Below are 22,734 nucleotides of genomic sequence, written 5' to 3'. Positions count from 1 at the left end.
CGATCCTAACCTACGTCAGCGCCGGCCTCCTCATCCATGTGGCCGCTCGCACAGTGCGAAGGGGCACATTCTGCTCTCCGGCGGCCCGCAGATGGGAGCTGAGGGGAGTCCGCAGGCCGGGCCGATGGCGGCCCGACGACATAGCCTTCTGTGTGGCAGCGGGGCGCGCCCGCTCCTGCGCCTTCTCATCCGCGCATGCACCCAGGGAGGCAACGACGGTCGTGATCACACTCGCAGGGCCCATCGGCAGCGGAAAGACGACCCTCACCCGCATCCTCGCCGAGGATCTGCACACCCGGGCCTTCTACGAACCGGTCGAGGGCAATCCGATCCTCGACGACTTCTACCGCGGCAACGAGGTCGCCGCTCGCCAGCGTGCCGCCGGGGTCGCGGACGCGCACAACCCCTACGCCTTCCTGCTGCAGGTCTACTTCCTCAACCGACGATTCAGCGCCATCAAACGGGCGATGGAGGACGACAACAACGTGTTGGACCGCAGCATCTACGAGGACCGCATCTTCATGCGGATGAACTACGACCAGGGCAATGTCACCCGCGTCGAGTGGGAGACGTATGACTCGCTGTTCGAGAACATGATGGAGGAGCTCGCGTTCGCCGCCCACAAGAAGGCACCGGACCTCATGGTCCTCATCGAGATCAGCTACCCGACGATGATCGAGCACATCCGCCGGCGCGGACGCCCCTACGAGCAGATCGAAGAGGATCCGAGCCTCGTCGGCTACTATCACTCCCTCCTGGACTACTACGCGCAGTGGAAGCGCGACTATCTGCGGCAGGGCATCAGCGACCTCATCGCCATCGACGCCGACAAGTACGACTTCACCGACGACGCCCACGACCGGCAGGCGGTCCTCGACCAGGTCCGCGCGCGCCTGCGCGCTCTCGGCAAGATCTAGCGACAGCGATCGCAGGCACGCCGCTCATGCTTGGCCGGTCAGGCTCCCTGAGCATTGGCGGCGGAAGAAACGAGGGGCGATCCCCTCGTCACCAGCGCCTTCATGAATCCGCCCATGAACGAGTCGCCAAGTCCGATCGTCGTTGGCAGAGTCGTGCGGACTTCGCGGCTGGGCGCGATCAAGATGCCTGCCCGGCAAACCGCGGAGTCGCGAGCCAGGGTCTTCCCGAGGGGATCGAGAGGCTCCGAGGCGACTCTCCTCAGATCTGTCTCGGTTATCGCGTCACCGCGCAGGAATCGCGCCCCCGCCATCACACAGCCTTCCTCGGCGGCTAATCTCATGCGGGCGGCGTCAGCTCCCATGACGGCCACGTAGTGGGAGGTGTGGACCACGATCGTCGAGGCGCGAAGGAGTCCGCGAAGCTCCCCCATCATCGAGACCAGGGACTCGGCACGCTCCAGATCGACATTGCGTCCGATATAGTCCTGAGCCTCGTCCTCGTTCAGGGAGTGAACAGCCACGATATCTGGAATAAGTTCCAGGACGACTGATCGCAATGGCGGATTATGGAACCCAGCATCCTCGTAGACCACCGGCACCCCCTGAGCCATGCCCGCCATCATGCCCTTCAGTTCGAGCAGACGGCCGCGCAGCAACGTCGAGGACTTCATGGTGTTGAGACCGGAGATGAGGAATGCGTCGGCCTCCGAGAGAACCCCCGGAAGATCCGGGCTGAGCCTCATCAGCTCGTTCGGTTCGTCATTGACGAGGATGACCCGATTGGGGCGGGTCGAACGGACTTCGACACCATCGGACAGCCTCACATGTGTCCCTTTCGGATACTGCACGATGAGATGCGGATCCACGGTGTCACGGTCGGCGCTCGAGACGATCGACACTTCGGGGGGCAAAAGCTGTCTCACCTCATCCGACGTCGAGACGAGGTGGACGGTCGATCGGAATCCGATCTTCGCGAGGCAGATTGCGCTTCGGACGCATGTTCCCCCCAAAGTCACCTCATAGGTGAAGTGGGCCTCGAACGCCCGCAATGCCCTCTTGTCGGTGACGTGTCGCTCTCCACCTGCACTGCGCGCGACGAACCGCAGCAGTGCGACGAGCACATCTCGCTGGGTCGCGAGCGGGCCTTCGCGCTCGAGCTCGGCCGATCCGATATCGGCAGTATCCACCAGTTCTTGGACGACTCCCTGATCCCACCTGAGCTCGTGGTCGACGGTGCCGCCGAGCCCGAGCACGAGATGCCCGCTCATCTCATTCCTGTCCGTTCACCACGATCAGTACAGAGCCGCCTTGCCTGCGGAGCCGAAGAGATCGATCTTCTGCCCAGCGCACTCACGTAGCGCTTCCTGGCAACTGGGCTCGATCATGTTTGGCTCTCTCAGGTCCCGGTCCTGGAGAACCTCCCGCATACGGCGGAAGTAGACGGCCTTGATGTCGGAGGAGATGTTGATCTTGTTGATGCCCGTTCGCGCGGCGATCCCGACCTCCTCATCTGGATTGTTCGACCCTCCATGGAGCACCAGAGGGATCCCCACCCGGGCCTTGATGTCCTTGAGCAAGTCCAGCCTCAGCTCCGGCCGAAGTTCCCTCGGGTACAGCCCGTGCCGTGTCCCGATGGCCACGGCCAGCGAGTCCACTCCCGTCTCCTCGATGAAGCGGGTCGCATCCTCCGGATTGGTATAGACGATGTCGTCGGTTCCGTCTTCGGCGAACCCGTCCGTCTTCCCGATCGTCCCGAGCTCGCCCTCGACCGAGAGGCCGACGGCATGTGCGGCCTCAACCACACGACGCGTTTCCAAGACGTTCACCTCCCACGCGTCGCGCGACCTGTCGATCATCACCGAAGTGAAGCCCGCCTGGATAGCTAGCAGAACCTGCTCGTAGGTCGCTCCGTGGTCCAGATGGATGGCCGTCGGGACCGACGATCGATTCGCTTTCTGGATGATCGCGGGAAGCATATCGACACCGATATGGCGAAGCTCGTCCGGGTGGATTGCCACGATATGCGGAGACCTCTTCTCTTCACAGATCTCGAACACAGCGTTCAGCATCGAGAAGCTCGAGATGTTAAACGCCGGGACCGCGAATCCGTTCTCGTTTGCAACATTCAGGATCTCTGAACCTGTTGTGAGCATCGGGAGCGCCTTTCTCTAGTGGAATCGTCAAGATCAACTCTTGACGGATCCAGCGGTCATACCTCCAATGAAATGCCGCTGGAAGAAAATAAACAAAATGACGACGGGAATCGAACCAAGAACAGACATCGCCATCATCTGGCTCCAATCATAGGAATGCTGCCCCATCAGCAGTTGAATTCCGATCGGAACCGTCCTCATATTGTTCGTCTTGGTCAACGTCAGAGCGAATAGATACTCGTTCCACGCGATCATGAAGGTGTACAACGCCACTGACACGATCCCCGGAATAGAAACCGGCACGAGGATCCGCCACAATGCTCCGAACGAACTCGCGCCGTCCATGTTCGCAGCCTCGTCGAGTTCTCTTGGAAGCGTGTTGAAGTATCCCGTGAGCATGATGATCGCGTAGGGGAGTGTCAGCACCATGTACGTCAGAATGAGGCCGGGATATGTGTTGTAGAGCTTGAGTTTCACCATCAGCCCGAAAAACGGGATCAGGAGCGTGATCGGAGGGACCGCCTGCATGGAGATGATGACCACGTTGATGACGCGCTTTCCCGGAAACTCGTACCGACTAAAGGCAAAAGCGGCGAGAACAGCCACGAGGACAGTCAAGAGCGTCACCGAACCCGCAACGAGATAACTGTTGAGGAAGAATCGGATCTTCTCCGGGTCATGGAGGATCTCCGCATACGCTTCGAACGTCGGCGAGGAGAACAACTCAGGTGGATCCGCGAATATCCTCGAGTTCGGTTTGAAGGAGGACAGGACCATCCAGAGTATGGGAAGCACGGCAAAACAGGCACCCAGGAGGAGACCGATGCTGACGCCAATCCTCACACGGACGTCATGCCGTCTTCTTGAAGCACCCATAATCAATTACTCGCCTCCTGAGTTCGGACATATCCGATGGCCAGGATCATCGACAGCGCCAATGTGACCACCGCGGACGCCGACGCACCAGAGAAGTCGTACTGAGAGAACGCCAGCTTGTATGTGAACGTCGAGAGCATCTCCGTCCGATTGAGAGGACCACCCCCCGTCGTCATCCATATGAGAGCGAATTGCTGAGATGTCCAGATAAGGTCCAGCATCGCCATCGAGACGATGATCGGCTTCAATTGAGGGATCGTGATATGCCAGAACTTGCGTGCGCCACCTGCTCCGTCCACCTCCGCCGCCTCATAGAGGTCCATGGGAATCCCCTGCAGACCGGCGAGCAAACTGATCATGAAGAACGGGTAACCTGCCCAGATGTTGATGAATGTGACAGCTGGAAGCGCCATGGACGGATTCGACAGCCACTCGATCTGACCGCTGGCCAGCCCCAAGCTGTCCAGAACGAAATTGACGACTCCATTGGGATCAAGCAGCAGCCTCCACAGGATGGCGATGATGGCCACCGTGAGCAGCCACGGAAGCACGAAGAGCGTTCTGAAAACCGTTCGCGTCATCCGAGATACGTGGCCGGAGTTCAAGAGCATCGAGAACACGAGGCCCAGGATCAGATGTGCGACGACGCTCACGATGGTGAAGATCGCCGTGTTCTTCACCGCCGTCCAGAATTTTGCGCTTCCTAGAACCTGAGTTTGGTCACTTCGTCGCGCTTCGGGATCGCGTAGGTCGCTGACCTGTGCCGATGGGTTCGCTGGATGCCGATTTGAGGCACTAATTGGTGCTCTACGGTGGGGGTGTGGCGTGGATTCGGCGGGTGCGGACGGCTTCGGGGGCGACGGCCGTGCAGATTGCCGAGTCCGTCAATGGTCGTCGGCGGATCGTGGCGCATGTCGGGTCGGCGCATACCGAGGCCGAGCTCGGGTTGCTCGTCTGGCGGGCGCGGCAGCTGCTGGAGGACCCCGGTCAGGGCGAGTTCGACCTGGGCCTGGAGCCTGTGGAGCCCAGGACGAGGCTGCTCGGCGCGCCGCGGGTGGCGGCGCTGTTCGATGAGCCGGGCTCTCCGGCACGTGAACGTGGGCCGGCCGCCCCGCCGCGGGTGGTGGGGACCTCCTCGCGGGTCCTGTATGACGCGCTGAGCGCGGTGTTCACGGACCTGGGGTTCGACGCCCTGGGTGATGCGGTGTTCCGGGATCTGGTGATCGCGCGGATCGTGGAGGCGACCTCGATCCTGGACACCGGCCGTGTGCTGAGCGATCTGGGCGCCCGGCCGGCGAGTGAGAAGACGATGCGCCGTACCCTGGCCCGGGCGGCAGCCGGTGAAGGTCCCGGCGCCTACCGGGACAAGGTCGCCGAGCTGTCCTTCGCCCACGCCGCGACCAGTGGTGAGGTCTCGCTGTGCCTCTACGACGTGACGACCTTGTACTTTGAGGCCGAGAAGGAGGACGACCTGCGCAAGGTCGGCTACTCCAAGGAACGCCGCGTGGACCCCCAGATCGTCGTCGGTCTGCTCGTCGACCGCCACGGGTTCCCCCTCGAGATCGGCTGCTACGAGGGCAACCAGGCCGAGACGGCCACGATCATCCCGATGATCAGACAGTTCCAGAGCCGCCACGACATTGAGGACATGGTCGTCGTGGCTGACGCCGGCATGCTCTCGGCGTCCAACCTGGCCGCGTTGGATGAGGCCAACCTGCACTTCATCGTCGGCTCCAGAGTGACCAAGGCGCCGCTGGACCTGGCCTCGCACTTTCGCTGGCACGGGGACGCATTCACCGACGGGCAGGTCATCGACACCATCACACCCCGCACCGGCCGGCGCAGCGAGAACGACGAAGCACTCCGTGCCGAGCCAGTCTGGGACCCCGGGCAGCATCCCGGGTCGTGGCGCGCGGTCTGGGCCTACTCCACCAAACGCGCGGCGCGCGACGGCAAGACGCTGACGTTGCAGGAAAACCGCGCCCGAGCGGTCATCGCCGGTCAGAAAGCCGCACGGACCCCGAGATTCGTCAAGACCACCGGTGAGGCGCGCAGCCTGGACGAGGCCGCCCTGGCCCGCGCCAGGCGCCTGGTCGGGCTCAAGGGCTACGTCACCAACATCCCCGCCCAACTGATGGCGGCCAGTGAGGTCATCGGGTCCTACCACGAGCTGTGGCACGTCGAGCAATCCTTCCGGATGTCCAAGACCGACCTAGCCGCCAGGCCCATGTTCGTGCGCACCCGCGACGCGATCGAGGCCCACCTAACCATCGTGTTCACAGCCCTGGCCGTCTCGCGCGAGGTCCAGCGACGCTGCGGCCTCGCAATCCGCAACGTCATCCGCCAGCTGCGGCCCCTGCGCTCAGCGACTATCACCGCCAACGGCGCCACCCAGATCGTCCACCCCACATCGACCCCGACCGACAAGCGATCATCGATGCCCTCACAACGGGGAAACCTCAGGCACTAAGCGAATGACCGAACTCAGGTAGAATCTCGAAGTAGTTCTCGAGTCCCACGAAAGTCGAGTGGTTGCTGGTGATCACGGAATCCATCAGAGAATAGGAGATCACCATGGCGATCGGCACAACGAGAAGCACCGTCATGACCAGGATCGTGGGACTGAGATAGGCATATGGCACAAGCCTTCTCAACATGGACTTTCTCCGCCCCGGCTCACGGAGTCCAGTCGGGACTCCGGGCGCCGGTGTTCGGTTGGTGCTCATGAAAGATCTCTCTTCTTCGCGGGGGGCAGACCGCCTCCGGGACTGCCCGCCCCCCGCGCGTCGTCGCTTCGGCTGTCCCCGCCTCAGAACTCGCCCTCCCAGGCCTGTTGGACGTTGCTGAGCATTGTGTCGACATCGACATCACCATTGAGATAGCCCTGGAATTGCTCGTCGAATTCACGCATGAGAGTCTCCGAGACAGGAAGTCCCACGAACTCATTCGCCGGAGTTGAGCTGTTCCAGATCTCGAACGCTTCCTTGTAGATCTGGTTCTCGTCAACGAATTCGGGTTTCGCCTCCGTGTTCCCCGGGAACGCCATGGCGTCATTGCTGAGCTCGGAGTTCACATCCTTGGAGAGAAGGAATTCCACAAGCTTCCAGGCCTCCTCAGGATGCTCGGTGTTGGCCGAGATCCCGATCCCCCACGAGGCATATGGCATGCCTCTAGTTCCCGTGTAGCCATCTTCGGCTGGAACCGCGGAGATCTTGAAGTTCAGATCCGGATTCGCCTCCTGGATCGTGGTGATATGGGCAAGGGAGTCGATCATCATGCCGACCCGGCCGTTGGTGAAATTCTCGACCTTGTCCTGTTCCTTCATCGTGAATGCGCCCTCGGCGATGTCGCCGGCGTCCCACATCCCCTTGATGAACTCGACAGCGCTCTTGACATCGCCGTTGTCGACGTCGGGCTTCCCGTCGGATGTCAGCATCGAACCGCCCGAGGCCCACACCCAGGACATCACATCGTTCTGAACTCCATTGGGCGACTCCTGCGACAGTGGAAGGATCCAACCGCTCGCATTGTTCCCTGTGGCAGCGATCTTCGAAGCCGCATCGGCGAACTCGCTGCGTGTTGTCGGAACGGCCTCAACTCCGGCGGACTCCATCAGGTCGGTGTTCGTGAACATCGGATACACGAAGTTGACCAGGGGAATCATGTAGGCCTTGTCGTCGATCTTCACCTGGCTGGCGAGTTGCGAATCATCGTACGAATGGTCCAACATGACCTGGGAGAGATCCTGAATCGCTCCTTGTTTGGCAAAGTCTGAGACCCATGCGCCGTCGAGGCCGACCACGTCTGACATGGTGCCGGCAGCCGCTCCCGCCACCAGTTGCTCTTTGGTATCGGCGTAGGGGCCAGACAGCAGCTTGACCTTGATGCCCGGGTTCTGTTCCTCGAACTGGTCCATCAGTCCCCTGAGGGCTCCGTCCGGGAGTTCCGGTTCCCACCATTGCGCCAACTCGATCGTGACATCACCTGACGCGGTCCCCGACGTGCCGCTCTCTGCGCCTCCGCCGCACCCGGCGAGCGCCAGTGCCGCAACCATCGCGGTGGCAACCGGGGCCATTCCCCTTGTCTTGTCTCGCATCGTTCCTCCATCTCCATCGATGTGCAGCATTTTGCGTTCTTTTGCTCTCTATCGCTGCCATCGAAGAATCTAGCGACCCACTCCTCGCAAAAACAGCATCTTCAAGTAACAATCTAGTAACAATCAGGGTCTTGCCGCACGATCAGTCATGGCTCTACTACGATGAGGGCTGTGAGCGAGACAGCACAACGACTCCCTGCGGGCCGCAAGGCCGAGGTTGCCTCGGCGGTCTCAGAACTAGGCCAGGTGACAGTAACCGAGCTTGCCGATCGCTTCGCCGTGTCCGTGGACACGATCCGTAGAGACCTGGACCAATTGGATGCGGAAGGTCTGGTCATCCGCACCCGTGGTGGTGCGATGTCACTCTCTGCCGTCCCATGGCACGACACCGGGTTGGACGACCGATCGAGGCTCCGGCCGACGGAAAAGGACGCCATCGGCCAGCTGGCGGGCACTCTCGTTCCCGATGGCGCCGTGCTCTTCATCAACGCGGGGACGACAACGCTGGCGGCCGTCCGTCACCTCTCCCGGCGCCGCGAGCTCATCATCGCGACCAACAACCTGAGAATTCCCCTTGAGATCTCGCCCGACTGCTGCCGAGATCTCTACGTGCTCGGCGGCCAGGTTCGGCTCTCCGGAGCCGTTGCAATCGGCCCCGTCACCTTCACCAATCCGCTGACGGGCACCGAGGTGGACATCCGTGTCGACCTCGCACTGCTCGGCGTCGGCGCCGTCGACGCCGAGAACGGCTTCTCGACGTCGAACCTCAGCGAAGCCTCAATGATCGCCGAAATGGCGGCAAGAGCCAAGAAGGTCGCCGTTCTCGCAGATTCGACGAAGTTCGGGAAGAGCCTGTTCGCTGCCATCGGAGGACTGTCCATGGCGGACTACCTCATCACGAACGCCGCGCCGGACCGGCTGCTCGCCGAGGCCCTCAAAGCGCACAACGTCGAGGTCCTGTACCCCTCTGACGGGGATGGCAGCTGACGACTCTCTTGTCCACACACTCGACGCCGACCGCACGCGAGCGGCCCGGCGACAGAGGAGAACCCGATGAACGACCCAGTCCTGCAGTCCGACTTTGACGCCGAGACCGATGCCCTCCTGAGGTTCGGAGCGCGCTCGCAGGCCCAACACGGATTCGGATGGCTCACCGACGACGGCTCGATCGATCCCGGTCGCGGTGTCCAGCTGTGGGTCACCGGACGGATGACCCATTGCTTCGCCCTCGGACGACTTCTGGGGGAGGACTGGTGCGGACCTGTCGCCGAGCACGGCGTGCGCTGTCTCCTGGACGGCCCTCTGGCCAACGCCCCGGGCAACGGCTGGTCCACCGTGGTCGGCATTGACGGCACGGACAGACGTCTTCCCCAGCAGGCCTACGACCATTCGTTTGTCATCCTCGCAGCCTCTTCCGGACTGGCCGCTGGAATCGACGGTTCTGCGGACCTTCTTGACCGCGCACTGCGCAGCTTCGACTTGCTGTGGTGGGACGAGACCGCAGGAATGGTCCTCGACTCACGGGACCCCGTGACGGGTGTCGTCGACCCCTATCGCGGGGCAAACGCCAACATGCACACGGTTGAGGCGCTTCTCGCGGCGTGGGCGGCAACCGGTGATCGCGTTCATCTGTCCCGCGCGCTTCGGATCACCAGCCGCATCCTGAAATTCTTCATGTCGCACGACTTCAGGTTGCCCGAGCACTTCAACGCCTCATGGGAGCCGCAGCTTTCCTACAATTCCGATGCCCTCGCTGACGCGTTTCGCCCGTTCGGCTCCACCATCGGGCATTGGCTCGAATGGTCACGGCTCATCCTCGAGGTCAGGAACGAATGCCGTTCGCAGGGCGTCGTCTATCCCCCTGCCTTCGACAACGCCCCGAAGCACATGTATCGAAAGTCACTGGCGGAAGGGTGGGGACCGGACGGGCATCCCGGTTTCGTCTACACCGTCGATTTCAAGGGGAGGCCCCTCGTCCGTCAACGCATGTACTGGGTCCTGTGTGAAGCCATCGGAGCAGCCGCGACCTTGTCGCACGTGAACCATGACGAGTCCTATGCCCTCGACATCCGCGACTACTGGTCATATGCCAGAACCTGCCTGATCGAGAGACCCGGTCAGTGGCATGAGGAACTCGACGAGAACAACACCCCTTCCGACCGCACCTGGTCGGGCAAGCCCGACATCTACCACGCCCTGCAGGCGATGCTCATCTGCAAGCTCCCCGTCGGGCCGTCGTTCGCCGCTGCTCTGGCAGGCCAGCGATGACCCCGCACACCCCGTCGCCCCGTTCCTCCGGCTCGCAGAAGGTCGGTGCGCGGGCGGCGGGCCCGCATTCAGTCCAGCAGCCATTCCCCGGTGAGGAGGAAGCCGGCGAGGTCGACCGTCAGCACCAGGCCCGCGAGGGCGATGACGGCCGTCAGAAGCCCTGACAGACGCGCGCCGTACCGGCTCTGGATCCGGTCGAACCATGCCGTCAGCCGTTGCGCGCCGCCTGCCAGGAAAGCGCCGGTGAAGACGAACAATGGCGCCTGGCTGACCAGGATCCAGAGCACCTGGGCGCCGACGACGGTCGGAATGGAGCCGTTGTGACCGGACAGGGCGATCAGGGCCAGGTATGACGGATCGGTGAGGGCGCTGAGGGAGAACAAGATGCCCGCGCCCAGCAGGCTGCGGCCCGCCCAGCGCTCGGCCCGAGGGCTGTTCTCCGGTTTCCCCGGCGCGGCCGTACTGCGTCGGCGCCAGCGTCTGGCGGCCCAGAACCACAGCAGGCCGACCGCGACGGCCTCCACGATCACCCAGATCTTGTTGGAGACGCCACCGAGGAGACCGGCGGCATCCGTGACGAGCGCGCCCAGGAACAGTGAGGAGACGGTGCCCACGAGCACGGTCCCGACAAAGACCGTCCCGGCGAAGAGCGCGAGCGAACGGCGTGTGGCGCCTATTCGAAGCGCGGTCACCGCCAGCACGACCCCCAGAACGTCGACGCCGGCGACGCCCAGGCCGGCTGCGATGAGGATCAGGTCCATACAAGCATGCTGCCAGACATCCGTGGGGGCCGCCGGCCGCGCCTGCGGTCACCGGGCGTGGCCGGCGAGACCGGGGGCGAGCGCGGCGAGGAGGCCGCCCGCCGCGAGCCTGGCCTGGGAGCGCAAGCCGGCGACATGCGCATCATGGTCGGCGACGCCCTCGTCGAGATGTTGTCAAGGATCTCCACGCGACTGTCGCTCACACCGCACAGGCCGGCGATGCCGACGTTGAGGTGGCGCTCCATGAGCGGTGTCGTAGCCGCGCTTGGCGAAGGCCTCCGGCGCCTCCCCCGCCAGACCGATCCACCGCACCGCCTCCAGACCAGATCGTCGTCCTCCGCCATAGAACAGGCCGTTGTTCCACACGCGGTCGATGAAACCCTTCGTGATCACCGGAAACGAGTACGACCACGCCGGGAACACGAAGACGACGGCGTCGCAGCCCCGCATCCGCTCGGCCTGGCCCATGACCTCATCCGAGTAGCGTTTGTCGAGGTCGCCCCCGTCCGGCTCGTCCGGTTCACGGAGCACCGGGTCGAATCCCGACCCGCGCAGGTCGAGGACGTCGACGTCGGCACCTCACTGGCCAAGCGTCTCAACCACGTCTCCTGCGATGGCCGCGGCCAGAGACTGGGCGCGCGGGTGGGCCCGGATCACCTCAATGCGCGGCACGACGGTCATCGCAGTTCTCTGTCGGGCCTGCCGGGACTCGGCCTCGACCGGCTCATGCGACATCAGGGGGCGGGAGCCCGCGCGACGGGGGTGTCTCGGCGGCGCGGTCGGCCGGATGCGAGGTGCCGGCAGGCAGGACGGTGAGGACGAGCAGGGCGCCCGCGATGACCGCCAACCCTATTCCGGCAAGGGAGGTGAGGCGTTCGCCGACCACGGCGACCGCCAGAATCGCGGCGATGGCCGGCTCCAGCAGCGTCACGGTCGTCGCCGTGCTCGCCGGCACGCGGGCCAGACCGATCCCGAAGAGGAGGTACCCGCAGAACATGGGGATCAGCGCCATGTAGCCGGCGACGAGGAATGCCCGCGGCGACTCCACGAGGGGCGCGCCGGTGAGGAGGAGGACGGGAACCAGCAGCGCGCCTCCCCCGCCGAAGACCGCTCCCATCGCCGCCGCCCGGTCGACGCCGCTCCTCATGAGCCGGCTGGCCGCCCACGAGTAGGCGGCGTAGGTCGCGCCGGCGACCAGCCCCAGGCCGATGCCGGCCAGGATCCCGATCGCCGAGGACTCCGGCCCACTCATCCGGGAGGCGCACAGCAGGACGCTGCCAGCGACGCCCAGCGCCGCCGCGAGCATCCACGACCGGCTCAACGGCCGGCGCTCCGCGAACCGTTCGAGCAGGCCGGAGACGAGCGGCGCGGAGGCCAGCGAGACCACCGTTCCCACGGCGACCCCCGCGGCGCGCATCGAGCTGTAGAAGGCCAGCGGGTACACGCCGACCGACACCGCTCCCCACGCCACCACACGACCCTGGGCGCGCAGCGATGGCCAGGCCGCCCGAAGAGCCGGAGCCGCGGCCGCCGCCTGGAGCAGGCCGCCGGCGCCCAGCGCGGCCGCGCCGATCGCCAACGGGCCCGCCGCCGGCGCGAAGGTCGCCGCCGTGCCCGTGGTCCCCCACAGCACCGAGGTGACGGCGATCGCGGCGATGCCGACCAGCCGCGTCCGGCTCACGACCCAGCCAAGAGCGTCTCGGCGATCGACCGCGCGTGCAGGAGCCGCTCGGAGCGCCCTTCGAGGCCGGCACGGCTGACGGCGCCCTCCAGGACGAACGCCAGGTGCTCCGCCAGCCCGGCGGACTCGTCCGTCGAGGCCATCTCCTTCAGATGCCCCCGGAGAATCGACTCGACCTGCTCCTTGTGCCGGCGTACCGCTTCACGGCCCGGAGAGCCTGCAGGCAGTTCAGCGGCCGCGTTGAGCAGCCCGCATCCCCGGAATCCGTGCTCGTACACCGCCTCTGCGTGATCGATGTAGGCATCGAACACGGCCAGGACGCCCTGCTCGGCCGTGGTCGCGTGCGTCAACCGCGCCCGGTACAGCTCCAGCCATTCCTCGTGACGCGCCTCGATGTAGGCCCGTACCAGTTCGTCCTTCGAGGCGAAGTTGTTGTACAGGCTCATCTTCGCGACCCCGGCCTCCGCGATGATCGCATCGATCCCGGTCGCTGTCACTCCGTTCGCATAGAACAGCCGAGCCGCCGCCCCCAGCAGGCGCTCCCGCGCTGACCCGGCTCTCATCGCCATCCCTGTCCTCCCCGCTCACCCGCCAACGCGGCCACGCTACCATTAGGTAGATCAGTCTACCTATTCGGACGGAGAAACCGTTGCCCCCGATCCGGCGCAAATTCGTCGCGCCGCCCGGCGAGGATCCGGATGGGCTGGCGCACGCTCGATGAGGACGTCGATGGTCCACGTCTGCCGTCGGCCAAGACCCCGGTCACGTCCTCATCGAGAGCCGGCCCGACCATCGACGTCCTCGTCAGCGACCCGGTTGCCCCGGATCCGCGCGGCGCGCAGGCCGTTGAGGATGACGACCACCTCGGCGCCCTCGTGGATCAGGACGACCTGGGCCAGGCCGAGCACGCCGGTGATGGCCAAGGGCAGCAGACACGCGATGATGAGGATCGCGAGGACGAGGTTCTCGTTCATGATCTGGCGGCCCCGTCGGGTGTGGGCGAAGGCCTGGGGGAGCAGCCGCAGGTCGCGGCCTGTGAAAGCCACGTCCGCCGACTCGATCGCCGCGTCGGATCCGGTCGCTCCCATGGCGATTCCGAGGTCTGCGGCAGCAAGCGCCGGGGCGTCGTTGATGCCATCCCCGATCATCGCAGTCGGCGTCGACCGGCTCATCTGCCGGATCGCCTCTGCCTTGTCCTGCGGGCGCAGTTCCGCCCTCACGTCCTCGATCCCGGCCTCGAGGCCGAGGGCGCGCGCCGTCCGCGCGTTGTCGCCCGTCAGCATCGTGACGCCGATCCCCGTGCGCTCCAGGGTGGCCACCGCCTCCGCCGACTCCGGCCGGAGCTCGTCGCGGATGCCGATCACGCCGACGCTGACGCCGTTGCGGCGCACGATCACGACGGTCGCGCCCTCGGCCTCGAGGCTCTCGACGCGATCGGCCAGGCGCCCGGCGTCGAGGCGGCGTGGGCTCCCGATGGCGACCCGTGCGCCCCCGACGAGTCCGCCGATCCCCTGGCCGGCCGTCTCCACGATGTCCTCGGCACGCGCCGCGCCGGGGGCTGCCGCGCAGATCGCCGCGGCCAGCGGATGGACGCTCCCCCGTTCCACGGCCGCCGCCCAGGAGAGAAGCTGGTCCTCGGAGATCCCGTCGACCGTCTCGACATGGGTGACGGCCGGCCGGTTGCGCGTCAGCGTCCCCGTCTTGTCGAGGGCGACGTGTCGGATCTCCCCGAAACGCTCGAAGGCGGCGCCCGACTTGATGACCACGCCGAACCTGCTGGCCGCCCCGATCGCCGACACGACGGTGACGGGCACGGCGATCGCCAGCGCGCAGGGCGATGCCGCGACGAGGACGACCAGCGCCCGCGTGACCCACACCTGAGGATCGCCCAACACGGATCCGAGCGCACCGACGAGGACGGCGAGGACCATCACCCCGGGGACCAGGGGCCGAGCGATGCGATCAGCCAGACGCGCACGCTGCCCCTTCTCCGTCTGGGCCTGCTCGACCAGGCGGACGATCGTCGTCAGGGAATTGTCGGCCCCGGCTGCGGTGGCCTCGATCTCGAGAGCGCCCGTCGTCGCGATCGCACCGGCTGAGATAGCCTCGCCCGGCCCGGCCTCGACCGGGATCGACTCGCCGGTGATCGCCGAGGTGTCGAGGCTGCTGTGCCCGGCGCGAATGATCCCGTCTGTGGCCACCCGTTCACCGGCACGGACGATGAGGACATCGCCGACCTGCAGATCCGCTGCCGGGACGTCGAGGGTCGTTCCCCCGCGCTGGACGGTCGCGGTCTGCGGGACCAGCCTCAGCAGCGCACGCAGACCGGAACGCGCCCGATCCATGGCCTTGTCCTCAAGGGCCTCGGAGATCGAATACAGGAACGCGAGCGCGGCAGCCTCCTCGATCTGGCCGAGCAGGACCGCCCCGATCGCGCTGATCGTCATCAGCAGCCCGATCCCGAGCTTGCCGCGCGTCAGCAGATCGCGGACGGCCTCGGGGGCGAAGGTCGCCCCGCCGGCGATGAGCCCGATCCAGAAGACGACCGACGCCGCCGTCCGGGCCCCCGCCCATCCGCACACGAGCCCCGCCGAGAAGGCCGCCGCGGAGACGATCGGGAGAACGACCTCGGGATCGCGCCACCACGGGCCGTCCCCGGCCTCGTCACTGTCCAGATCGGCGACAGCCCCGGGCATGAGGTCTGCCCCCGCCCTCACGACTCCAGCCCCTCGACTGCCCGATCGGCCGGGCACGCCGGAGAGCACCCATCGTCCACGCAGGGCGCGTCGACGTCGACGGCGAGCGTGACCTCGACCAGCTCTCCCAGCGCGCGGACCAGATGGGCGTCGGCGATTTCGTAACGGGTCCTCCGCCCTTCCGGCTCGACCACGACGAGGCCGCAGCCCCGTAGGCAGGCCAGGTGGTTGGACACGTTCGACCTGGTCAACCCGAGGTCGCACGCGAGGATGGCGGGATAGGACGGCCCGTCCAGCAACGTCAGCAGGATCCTCGACCGGGTCGGGTCCGCCATCGCGCGGCCCAGTCTGTTCATCGCGTCGAGGCGAGAGGCAATGGTCAGCATAGGCTGAATCATACAGCGGCAGCTGACCAATGGGTATCGCGTTCCCATCCGCTTCTGGGCGACCACCGGACGCGCGGGAGCGCCGACAGCACAGAATACCGATGCGGGAAGACCCGGACGTCCTCCCTCTCCAGCCTGTGACCTGCACACATGAGAATGCAGGCAACGTCCGCCGACCAGGCCTCCCGGACATTCTGTGCTGCCTCGAGCCGAGATCGCCTGTGAGCGCTCACTCGGAACGCCGCCCACCGGACAGAGGCGCGATGCGGAGGTCGCGTGGGCCATGCGGAGATCCCCACACGGGATGCGAAATAGGCGCATCCACTCCGATGGAGCGCGTCCGCCTACCCGCTCTGTGACGTCGTGACATCCTCGTTGTCGGCGACGACCGTCAGCGTGAAACTGATCTTCGCGTTGTCGGGCCCCGTCAGGGTCGCGGCCGTCGTCCCCTCCCTCTTCGCGTCGAAGGCAGGATTCACAGAATAACTGCCCTTCGAGCCGCCGGCGGAGAAGCCTGCGATACCGGGATCCCCGACCGCACCCGTCCAGAGGTCCAGTTCGGAATCGTCGACCTGGAGGACCAGGGGGATGTCCCGAGAGATCTTGATCGTCCTGCCCTGCAGGCTGGCCGGGTCAAAGAAGATCGGGGCCGGCAGCGACGCAGGCGAGGAGGACTCCGCGGAGGATTCAGGGCTTTGAGCCGAGCCCGCCGACTCCGCCCCTGAGGAGCATGCCGCGGCCACGAGGAACACCGAGGCGAGCGTCCCCGCAAGGACAACGGCGGAACGCCTCATGGCGGATCCTCCTTGACGCGACAACTACTACCAACAATGAACATCATACTCTCTTGCCAACACAAAGGTGACGTACGAGACTTCTGACTCGCCGTCGAGCCAAGTCCAGATTGCGCAGACACAAGAGCCTCTTCCCGAGGATGGCCAACGGGACAGCGACTCGAACATGCCCTGGAGGCATTCCCCCCGGGGTCGGCATACAGGGAGGGTCCGGTCCTTCTGGGACCGGACCCTCGGCTGGTAGCGGGGGCGGGGATCGAACCCGCGACCTCACGATCACCACGTCAACGAAGGCCCGGCCCAGCACGCCGACAGACACCTACGCCCGCGGCACCGAGACCTTCACCACGACCGTCACCAACACCGGCAACGTCGACCTCACCGACATCACGATCGAGGGAAGCCTCGACAACCACACCCGCGACAGCCTCCAAGTCCCCCACTTCACCTGCCCCGCCCACACTCTCGCGCCCGGCGCCTCGATGGAGTGCACGTCCACCATCGAGATCACCGACGACCTCATGTCCACAGACACCCTCAGCCTCGCAGAGACAACGACGGCCACGGGCGCGATCCTCGGTGGCAAAACCAAACAGGTCACCGACTCCGACATCGCGATCGTCAAGCCCCGCTACACGCTGACCTATGACGCGAACACCGCGGGCGGAACCGTCTCAGGCAATCCGATCACCCGAGCCCGAGGCCAAAACTGGAACATCCTCTCCACCGCGCGAGCCGCAGGGAAGACCTTCCTCGGATGGTTCACCACCCCGACAGGCGGCACCCAGGTCACCTCCTCCACCAAGGCGATGAGCGACCTCACCGTCTACGCCCACTGGCAGGCCAAACAGTTCACCGTCGCCTTCCTCCCCAACGCCCAAGGCGGCACCGTCACCGGCGAGATGGGCTCCACCGCCTTCCAGGTCGGCTGCGCCACCTGCCGACTCCCCGCCAACACCTACCAGAAGACCACCGGGGCGAAAGCGTTCATTGACGAGGACGGCGGCGAGACAACGGAACTGAACAGCGTGTTCCTCGGGTGGAGCACCGACCCCGACGCCCGCGCCGCCACCATCGCCGACCACGCCCAAGCCGGCGCCCTCTCCACCCGAAACCGCGTCGAGCTGTACGCCATCTGGGACGACGCCCCCCAATTCCTGTACAAGGAGTACCCGAACCGCTACTTCACCCTCGACCAAGCACGCGCCGGCGACATCACCGAAGAGGAACTGCTCTCCACCGTCCGCGCCTTCGACCGCGAAACGACCCCCCTCCAACGCAAGACACAGGCGGACGTCGCCGCGACCGGCTCCGACATCGGCATCACGCTCTTCGACTACGACCCGGACGACTACACCTCCATGACCGCAGACGGATCCGTCACCCTCACCTACAAGCTCAAAGACGAGGCTCGCAGCGTCGCCTTCCTGCGGATCCGTGTCACCGTGAGCACCGGCAACCCAGAGGCCCCCGAGGTGAACTACGTGCGCGGGATCTCCAGCCAGTACCTCGACAAGCCCCCCGCCGAAGGCGGCCTCGCAAACGACAGCGGCTGGCGCACCGACCCCACACTCCGCGCCGCCCTCAACACAGCCCTCACCGACACCGACGCCACCTGCTACCAACTCGACCCCGACGCGCTGGCCGGAATCCGCGCCCACATCGAGAGCCACGGCTTCGGAAACTCCGAAGATCAAGGCGGATTGGCAGAGGTAGTGGGCCGTTGGTTCGAATCGGCAACATGCAAGTAGAGCGCCGACGGCAGAGAAATACCCTGCATCGCCATTGATGCAGGATATTCCTCGTACTGGAGGTGGAAGATCAAGCGGAGACAACGATCATGGATTCCCCCTCCGTTCAGGATCGCATCGCGGAACCGGCTCCTGTCTCCCAGAATGTCGAGATGCCTTGCTGAAGAACCAGCGAACGATCGCGAGCACGATGACGACAGTGACCACGAGACCGACGATGGCAACCACCATCCATAGGACTTGAAATTCCCACCCCCCGGTTACGATAGACACCCCATCCATTGAATTCAGCGCCACGATGACTCACCTCGATCTTCGCTCAATCTCAGCCCAAGTCGTTCCCAAATCTCAAAAACGCGATCCAATCCTAGGGTCTGGGTGTGTCAGATTAACGGTGGATCTGGCCTGGCGCATTTCAGTTGATTCGGCCTTCGAAGGTGATCGCGAAGGCGTTGAGTGCGGGCTTCCACCTCGTCACCCAGCGTGCCCGACCCCGGCCGGTGGGGTCAAGCGACCTCGTCACGAGATACAGACACTTCACCGCGGCGGCGTCGTTCGGGAAGTGTCCGCGTGCCCTGACCGCGCGGCGGTAGCGGGCGTTGAGGGACTCGATCGCGTTGGTGCTGCAGATGATGCGGCGGATCTCGACGTCGTAGTCCAGGAACGGGATGAACTCGCTCCAGGCGTTCTCCCAGAGCTTGCGGATCGCGGGATACATCGTGCACCACTTCTCCGCGAACTCCTCGAATCGAGCTCTCGCGGCAGCCTCGGTCGGCGCGGTGTAGACCGGGCGCAGGTCGCGGGCGATCTGGTCCCAGTACTTGCGCGACGCGAAGCGGAACGTGTTGCGGATCAGGTGGATGATGCACGTCTGCACGACCGCGAGCTCCCACGTCGTGGTGATCGACTCCGGCAGTCCCTTCAGACCGTCGCAGACCACGATGCACACGTCCTCGACGCCGCGGTTCTTGATCTCGGTGAGCACGCCCAGCCAGAACTTCGCGCCCTCGCCGCCGTCGCCGGCCCAGATCCCGAGGATGTCCCGTTCCCCGGCCGTGGTGACGCCGACGGCGACGTAGAACGGCTTGTTGCGGACCTGCCCGTCCCGGACCTTCACCACGATCGCGTCGATGAACACCACCGGGTAGACCCGGTCCAGCGGCCGGTTCTGCCACTCGGTCATCTCCTCGATCACCTTGTCGGTGATCTTCGAGATCGTGTCCTTGCTGACGCTCGCGCCGTAGACGTCGTCGAAGTGCGCCGCGACCTCACCAGTCGTCAGCCCGCGCGCGGTCAGCGACAGGACAATCTCGTCGATCCCGTCCAACCGCCGCTGCCGCTTGCGCACGATCTTCGGCTGGAACGACCCGTCACGATCTCTCGGCACGTCGATCTCGACGGCACCGACCTCGGTGAGCACCGTCTTCGAGCGGGTCCCGTTGCGCGCGTTCTCACCGATCGAGGACGCGTGCTTGTCGTAACCGAGGTGCTCGGTCATCTCAGCTTCCAGCGCGGTCTCCAGCACCGTCTTCGTGAGCCCGCCGAGCAGGCCTCCCGGCCCGACGAGGCTGACTCCCTGCTCCTTGGCCTGCGCGAGCAGCTGCTCGGCGATCTGTTGCTGATCGATGATCTCTCCTGTCACAGGATCGATCATCTCGATGGTCTGGCTCATAGCCCTTCCTTTCGGTCAGGCCAGTCCCAGATCCACCGTTCTCCTGACAGTCCCATCTCGACCGGACGCAACAGGGCCTCGATGTCCGCCTCATAGAATCGCATCTGCCCCGATGGGAGCAGGATGTGGCGCAACCGGCCGCTCTTCGCCCAACGACGGATCGTGTCACGGGAGACCCCCACGATCTCCGCGGCGCGACCTGTACCGATCACTTCACATAGTTGCATTTCTTGCGACCGCATGGCTTAGATCATGCCTGCGCACCTAGGTGCTGTCAAGTACGCCAGTTGCAGTATTTGCTACAGTGCCCTATCCTGGCAACATGACAGCACCCGCGGTCGGTACTCGCGACGATCTTCTGACGGCTGACAGAGCCATCGGCATCACGGTCAACCAGCACCTCTTCGTGCGCAGCATCCAGGCCCAAGAGCTTGCTCACGCCCTGGAGGTCACCAAGTCATCGGTCAGCCGCAAGCTGCGCGGAACCGTTGGCTGGTCTGCAACAGAGCTGCTCGCAACGGCCGCGTTTCTCGGGCTCCAAGTCCAGGATCTGATGCCCTCCCCCGACGGCCGGGGCGGGTGGATTCCCGCCGCTTACGTGCCGGCGTACAGGGAGGGTCCGGTCCCTTCCGGGACCGGACCCTCGGCTGGTAGCGGGGGCGGGGATCGAACCCGCGACCTCACGATTATGAGTCGTGCGCTCTGACCGGCTGAGCTACCCCGCCGCTTGGGCCGTGGGCCGCCAGGCGCCCCACAACCGGAGCCCCGAAAGGGAATCGAACCCTTGACCTTCTCCTTACCATGGAGACGCTCTGCCGACTGAGCTATCGGGGCAACGCGGAAAACCCTATCCCAGCGCCGATCACGTGGGCAATCGACGACGCTGAGAAGGACCTCACACGTTCGGCCGCAGGAAACCTGCGGCCTTGTGGCGGGGGAGGGATTCGAACCCCCGAAGCATTCCGCGGCTGATTTACAGTCAGCTCCCTTTGGCCACTCGGGTACCCCGCCATGCGCCGCCAGGGCGGTGCCGTGAAAGAATACCAGCGATCAGGACCGGGGCGCCAATCGCGGCACCACGGCCGCGACGCACAGAGAGGAGCATCGTCATGGCCGACTCGTCGTTCGACGTCGTCTCGAAGATCGACCGTCAGGAGGTGGACAACGCCGTCAACCAGGCCGCGAAGGAGATCTCCCAGCGCTACGATTTCCGCGGTGTCGACGCCGCCGTCCGCCTCTCGGGAGACGAGATCGAGATGCAGGCCAACACCCCCGAACGGGTGAGGGCCGTCCTGGACGTCCTGGAGTCGAAGCTCATCCGCCGCGGAGTCTCACTGAGAGCGCTGGACCTCGAGGGCAGGGAACCCAAGGCCTCCGGAAAGATCTTCATCCTCGCAGTCCCCCTGCGCGAGGGCATCAGCCAGGACAACGCCAAGAGGATCACGAAGCTCGTCCGCGACCGCGGCCCCAAGGGCGTCAAAGCGCAGATCCAGGGCGACGAGGTCCGCGTCTCCTCAAAGTCCCGCGACGATCTGCAGGCCGTCATCGCTCTGCTCAAGGGCCCCGAGGCGGAGTCAGCCCACATCGACGCCGCCCTGCAGTTCGTCAACTACCGCTGAGGCCGTCCTCGTCCCGCACCGATCCGGCACCGGCGAGGGCGTCCCCGCCTCAGGAGCTCAGTAACCCGCCATCTTCTCCAGGCGGGCGATGCGCTCCTCCATGGGGGGATGCGTGGAGAACAGCCGTTGCACGCCACGCCCGCGGAACGGGTTGGCGATCATCATCGCCGCGACGTTCTCCGTGGCCGGCGTCGGCTCCATCGGCACCCGCGTGGTCATCTGCTCGATCTTGCGCAGGGCGCTGGCCAGGGCCAACGGATCCTGGGCGAGCTGTGCCCCGTTCTCGTCCGCGTCGAATTCCCGCGTCCGCGAGATCGACAACTGGATGAGGGTCGCAGCGATCGGGGCGAGGATCGCGGTGGCCAGCGCCGCCAGGGCGTTCATACCGCCGCCCTCGCGATTGCGCCCGCCGCCGAAGAACATGAGGAACTGCGCGATCGAACTGATCAGACCGCCGATCGCGGACGCCACCGACGAGGTGAGGATGTCGCGGTTGTAGACGTGCATGAGCTCGTGTCCCAGGACGGCTCGCAGCTCCCTCTCCCCCAGGATCGCGAGAATCCCCTCCGTGCAGCACACAGCCGCGTGGTCGGGGTCCCGCCCGGTGGCGAACGCATTGGGCGAATGCGTGGGCGCCACCCAGATCGTCGGCATCGGCTGGCCCGCCCGCTGGGAGAGCTCGGTGACGATCGCGTACAGGACCGGCTGTTCGGTGGGTCCCACCTGACGGGCGCGCATTTGGCGCAGTGCCAGTGTGGCCGAGTTCCAGTAGGAGTACGCCGTCGACGCGAGGCCCATGACCGCGAAGACGCCGATCCAGACGGCGTTGCCGGTGCCCTGCGCGATCAGCCACCCGATGACCAGGAGGACGGCCCACAGCGCCAGAAACAGCCCCGCCGTCTTCAGCCCGTTGTGGTACCGGTGGCCCATCGCATTCCCTCCCCGCGCGTCTGCGTGTCCACGCTACCGGCGGTGCCGGTCCCCGGCACGGCGAGACGGACGTTCCCAGCGTTTTGGCAGGTTGCGTTCCGGTCTCGGTCCGGCGCGCGGGGACGCCCTCGACG

General features: G+C 65.3%; 21 protein-coding genes, 3 tRNA genes and 2 pseudogenes. 7 read left to right on the top strand and 19 right to left on the bottom strand.

Translation table 11 applies throughout. From position 1 onward, the window contains the following. Positions 1 to 221: 221 nt before the first annotated feature. On the top strand, positions 222 to 917 hold the full coding sequence (locus ACFQWG_RS13695; protein WP_380971059.1) for a deoxynucleoside kinase: 696 nt from the start codon (positions 222 to 224) through the stop codon (positions 915 to 917). A 38-nt stretch (positions 918 to 955) separates the two neighbouring features. On the opposite strand, the gene ACFQWG_RS13690 is transcribed toward ACFQWG_RS13695, so the two are convergent. From ACFQWG_RS13690 to ACFQWG_RS13675, 4 genes are read right to left on the bottom strand one after another with little or no spacing between them, the layout of a single operon-like run. Continuing rightward, the gene (locus ACFQWG_RS13690) at positions 956 to 2,185 is read right to left on the bottom strand and encodes an ADP-dependent glucokinase/phosphofructokinase (protein WP_380971057.1); all 1,230 of its coding nucleotides are present in this window, start codon (positions 2,183 to 2,185) and stop codon (positions 956 to 958) included. A gap of 24 nt (positions 2,186 to 2,209) precedes the next feature. Beyond that, a complete protein-coding gene (locus ACFQWG_RS13685) occupies positions 2,210 to 3,070 on the bottom strand; it encodes a ketose-bisphosphate aldolase (RefSeq protein ID WP_380971055.1) in 861 nt (286 codons plus the stop codon). Between the two features lie 33 nt (positions 3,071 to 3,103). Further along, positions 3,104 to 3,913, bottom strand: a complete 810-nt coding sequence (locus ACFQWG_RS13680) for a carbohydrate ABC transporter permease (protein WP_380971053.1) — start codon at positions 3,911 to 3,913, stop codon at positions 3,104 to 3,106. A 35-nt stretch (positions 3,914 to 3,948) separates the two neighbouring features. After that, positions 3,949 to 4,626 carry a carbohydrate ABC transporter permease gene (locus tag ACFQWG_RS13675; RefSeq protein ID WP_380976133.1) on the bottom strand — a complete coding sequence of 226 codons (678 nt, stop codon included), beginning with the start codon at positions 4,624 to 4,626 and terminating at the stop codon, positions 3,949 to 3,951. A gap of 140 nt (positions 4,627 to 4,766) precedes the next feature. Here ACFQWG_RS13675 and ACFQWG_RS13670 point away from each other — a divergent pair, with 140 nt between their 5' ends. Further along, positions 4,767 to 6,416: an IS1634 family transposase gene (locus tag ACFQWG_RS13670; RefSeq protein ID WP_380976131.1), complete on the top strand. Its 1,650-nt coding sequence runs from the start codon at positions 4,767 to 4,769 to the stop codon at positions 6,414 to 6,416. On the opposite strand, the gene ACFQWG_RS13665 is transcribed toward ACFQWG_RS13670, so the two are convergent. Beyond that, positions 6,406 to 6,552 carry a hypothetical protein gene (locus tag ACFQWG_RS13665; protein WP_380976129.1) on the bottom strand — a complete coding sequence of 49 codons (147 nt, stop codon included), beginning with the start codon at positions 6,550 to 6,552 and terminating at the stop codon, positions 6,406 to 6,408. The genes ACFQWG_RS13670 and ACFQWG_RS13665 overlap by 11 nt on opposite strands. A gap of 203 nt (positions 6,553 to 6,755) precedes the next feature. Further along, the gene (locus tag ACFQWG_RS13660) at positions 6,756 to 8,072 is read right to left on the bottom strand and encodes an ABC transporter substrate-binding protein (protein ID WP_380976127.1); all 1,317 of its coding nucleotides are present in this window, start codon (positions 8,070 to 8,072) and stop codon (positions 6,756 to 6,758) included. Between the two features lie 141 nt (positions 8,073 to 8,213). On the opposite strand from ACFQWG_RS13660, the gene ACFQWG_RS13655 reads away from it, so the two are divergent. Both ACFQWG_RS13655 and ACFQWG_RS13650 read left to right on the top strand, forming a co-directional pair. Continuing rightward, positions 8,214 to 9,029 carry a DeoR/GlpR family DNA-binding transcription regulator gene (locus ACFQWG_RS13655; protein ID WP_380971048.1) on the top strand — a complete coding sequence of 272 codons (816 nt, stop codon included), beginning with the start codon at positions 8,214 to 8,216 and terminating at the stop codon, positions 9,027 to 9,029. A gap of 66 nt (positions 9,030 to 9,095) precedes the next feature. Continuing rightward, entirely contained in the window at positions 9,096 to 10,310 is a 1,215-nt protein-coding gene (locus tag ACFQWG_RS13650) for an AGE family epimerase/isomerase (protein WP_380971046.1), read from the top strand. 68 nt (positions 10,311 to 10,378) lie between these two features. On the opposite strand, the gene ACFQWG_RS13645 is transcribed toward ACFQWG_RS13650, so the two are convergent. The 7 genes and pseudogenes from ACFQWG_RS13645 to ACFQWG_RS13615 form a co-directional block, all read right to left on the bottom strand. After that, on the bottom strand, positions 10,379 to 11,071 hold the full coding sequence (locus tag ACFQWG_RS13645; protein ID WP_380971044.1) for a hypothetical protein: 693 nt from the start codon (positions 11,069 to 11,071) through the stop codon (positions 10,379 to 10,381). Positions 11,072 to 11,245: 174 nt separating this feature from the next. Continuing rightward, positions 11,246 to 11,638 (bottom strand): annotated as a pseudogene (locus ACFQWG_RS13640) (NAD(P)H-dependent oxidoreductase); the annotation flags it as partial. Positions 11,639 to 11,795: 157 nt separating this feature from the next. Continuing rightward, positions 11,796 to 12,752 carry a DMT family transporter gene (locus ACFQWG_RS13635; protein ID WP_380971042.1) on the bottom strand — a complete coding sequence of 319 codons (957 nt, stop codon included), beginning with the start codon at positions 12,750 to 12,752 and terminating at the stop codon, positions 11,796 to 11,798. Next, entirely contained in the window at positions 12,749 to 13,315 is a 567-nt protein-coding gene (locus tag ACFQWG_RS13630) for a TetR/AcrR family transcriptional regulator (RefSeq protein WP_380971040.1), read from the bottom strand. Before ACFQWG_RS13630 ends, ACFQWG_RS13635 begins: the two co-directional genes overlap by 4 nt. A gap of 207 nt (positions 13,316 to 13,522) precedes the next feature. After that, entirely contained in the window at positions 13,523 to 15,448 is a 1,926-nt protein-coding gene (locus ACFQWG_RS13625) for a heavy metal translocating P-type ATPase (protein WP_380976138.1), read from the bottom strand. Positions 15,449 to 15,465: 17 nt separating this feature from the next. Continuing rightward, positions 15,466 to 15,834, bottom strand: coding sequence for a Cd(II)/Pb(II)-sensing metalloregulatory transcriptional regulator CmtR (gene cmtR / locus ACFQWG_RS13620; RefSeq protein ID WP_380971038.1), 369 nt, complete (start codon positions 15,832 to 15,834; stop codon positions 15,466 to 15,468). Between the two features lie 344 nt (positions 15,835 to 16,178). Beyond that, entirely contained in the window at positions 16,179 to 16,628 is a 450-nt protein-coding gene (locus ACFQWG_RS13615; RefSeq protein WP_380971036.1) for a hypothetical protein, read from the bottom strand. A 140-nt stretch (positions 16,629 to 16,768) separates the two neighbouring features. Between ACFQWG_RS13615 and ACFQWG_RS13610 the strand changes: the two genes are divergently transcribed. Continuing rightward, positions 16,769 to 18,379 carry an InlB B-repeat-containing protein gene (locus tag ACFQWG_RS13610; protein WP_380971034.1) on the top strand — a complete coding sequence of 537 codons (1,611 nt, stop codon included), beginning with the start codon at positions 16,769 to 16,771 and terminating at the stop codon, positions 18,377 to 18,379. Positions 18,380 to 18,794: 415 nt separating this feature from the next. Here the strand turns inward: ACFQWG_RS13610 and ACFQWG_RS13605 are convergent, their stop codons facing one another. Together ACFQWG_RS13605 and ACFQWG_RS13600 are read right to left on the bottom strand one after the other, a co-directional pair. After that, complete coding sequence (locus ACFQWG_RS13605; protein ID WP_380971033.1) at positions 18,795 to 20,051, bottom strand: IS256 family transposase; 1,257 nt, start codon at positions 20,049 to 20,051, stop codon at positions 18,795 to 18,797. Beyond that, positions 20,048 to 20,278 carry a helix-turn-helix domain-containing protein gene (locus tag ACFQWG_RS13600; protein ID WP_380976137.1) on the bottom strand — a complete coding sequence of 77 codons (231 nt, stop codon included), beginning with the start codon at positions 20,276 to 20,278 and terminating at the stop codon, positions 20,048 to 20,050. Before ACFQWG_RS13600 ends, ACFQWG_RS13605 begins: the two co-directional genes overlap by 4 nt. Positions 20,279 to 20,373: 95 nt before the next feature. Between ACFQWG_RS13600 and ACFQWG_RS13595 the strand changes: the two are divergent. Beyond that, positions 20,374 to 20,595, top strand: a pseudogene (locus tag ACFQWG_RS13595) (hypothetical protein); the annotation flags it as partial. Between the two features lie 104 nt (positions 20,596 to 20,699). On the opposite strand, the gene ACFQWG_RS13590 reads toward ACFQWG_RS13595, so the two are convergent. From ACFQWG_RS13590 to ACFQWG_RS13580, 3 genes are all read right to left on the bottom strand, one after another. Next, a tRNA-Met gene (locus tag ACFQWG_RS13590) sits at positions 20,700 to 20,776 on the bottom strand. Positions 20,777 to 20,812: 36 nt separating this feature from the next. Next, positions 20,813 to 20,885: transfer RNA gene (locus tag ACFQWG_RS13585), tRNA-Thr, on the bottom strand. Positions 20,886 to 20,980: 95 nt separating this feature from the next. Beyond that, positions 20,981 to 21,062, bottom strand: a tRNA-Tyr gene (locus ACFQWG_RS13580). A 98-nt stretch (positions 21,063 to 21,160) separates the two neighbouring features. On the opposite strand from ACFQWG_RS13580, the gene ACFQWG_RS13575 reads away from it, so the two are divergent. Then, complete coding sequence (locus ACFQWG_RS13575; RefSeq protein ID WP_380971031.1) at positions 21,161 to 21,670, top strand: YajQ family cyclic di-GMP-binding protein; 510 nt, start codon at positions 21,161 to 21,163, stop codon at positions 21,668 to 21,670. A 57-nt stretch (positions 21,671 to 21,727) separates the two neighbouring features. On the opposite strand, the gene htpX is transcribed toward ACFQWG_RS13575, so the two are convergent. Continuing rightward, a complete protein-coding gene (htpX, locus tag ACFQWG_RS13570; RefSeq protein WP_380971029.1) occupies positions 21,728 to 22,600 on the bottom strand; it encodes a zinc metalloprotease HtpX in 873 nt (290 codons plus the stop codon). Positions 22,601 to 22,734: the final 134 nt, after the last annotated feature.

Origin of the sequence: Schaalia naturae (assembly GCF_042665795.1) — a bacterium.
Lineage (GTDB): Bacteria > Actinomycetota > Actinomycetes > Actinomycetales > Actinomycetaceae > Pauljensenia > Pauljensenia naturae.
The sequence above is the reverse complement of the archived record's forward strand: the minus strand, read 5'-3'. Positions and strand labels throughout refer to the sequence as shown.

What these genes read in the sequence shown, in the direction of transcription:
- ACFQWG_RS13665 (WP_380976129.1), bottom strand. Translation starts at nt 6,552, where the DNA reads ATGACGGTGCTTCTCGTTGTGCCGATCGCCATGGTGATCTCCTATTCT.
- ACFQWG_RS13645 (WP_380971044.1), bottom strand. Translation starts at nt 11,071, where the DNA reads ATGGACCTGATCCTCATCGCAGCCGGCCTGGGCGTCGCCGGCGTCGAC.
- ACFQWG_RS13610 (WP_380971034.1), top strand. Translation starts at nt 16,769, where the DNA reads ATGGCCAACGGGACAGCGACTCGAACATGCCCTGGAGGCATTCCCCCC.
- ACFQWG_RS13615 (WP_380971036.1), bottom strand. Translation starts at nt 16,628, where the DNA reads ATGAGGCGTTCCGCCGTTGTCCTTGCGGGGACGCTCGCCTCGGTGTTC.
- ACFQWG_RS13600 (WP_380976137.1), bottom strand. Translation starts at nt 20,278, where the DNA reads ATGCAACTATGTGAAGTGATCGGTACAGGTCGCGCCGCGGAGATCGTG.
- ACFQWG_RS13630 (WP_380971040.1), bottom strand. Translation starts at nt 13,315, where the DNA reads ATGAGAGCCGGGTCAGCGCGGGAGCGCCTGCTGGGGGCGGCGGCTCGG.
- cmtR (WP_380971038.1), bottom strand. Translation starts at nt 15,834, where the DNA reads ATGCTGACCATTGCCTCTCGCCTCGACGCGATGAACAGACTGGGCCGC.
- ACFQWG_RS13625 (WP_380976138.1), bottom strand. Translation starts at nt 15,448, where the DNA reads ATGCCCGGGGCTGTCGCCGATCTGGACAGTGACGAGGCCGGGGACGGC.
- ACFQWG_RS13575 (WP_380971031.1), top strand. Translation starts at nt 21,161, where the DNA reads ATGGCCGACTCGTCGTTCGACGTCGTCTCGAAGATCGACCGTCAGGAG.
- ACFQWG_RS13605 (WP_380971033.1), bottom strand. Translation starts at nt 20,051, where the DNA reads ATGAGCCAGACCATCGAGATGATCGATCCTGTGACAGGAGAGATCATC.
- ACFQWG_RS13660 (WP_380976127.1), bottom strand. Translation starts at nt 8,072, where the DNA reads ATGCTGCACATCGATGGAGATGGAGGAACGATGCGAGACAAGACAAGG.
- ACFQWG_RS13650 (WP_380971046.1), top strand. Translation starts at nt 9,096, where the DNA reads ATGAACGACCCAGTCCTGCAGTCCGACTTTGACGCCGAGACCGATGCC.
- ACFQWG_RS13685 (WP_380971055.1), bottom strand. Translation starts at nt 3,070, where the DNA reads ATGCTCACAACAGGTTCAGAGATCCTGAATGTTGCAAACGAGAACGGA.
- ACFQWG_RS13690 (WP_380971057.1), bottom strand. Translation starts at nt 2,185, where the DNA reads ATGAGCGGGCATCTCGTGCTCGGGCTCGGCGGCACCGTCGACCACGAG.
- htpX (WP_380971029.1), bottom strand. Translation starts at nt 22,600, where the DNA reads ATGGGCCACCGGTACCACAACGGGCTGAAGACGGCGGGGCTGTTTCTG.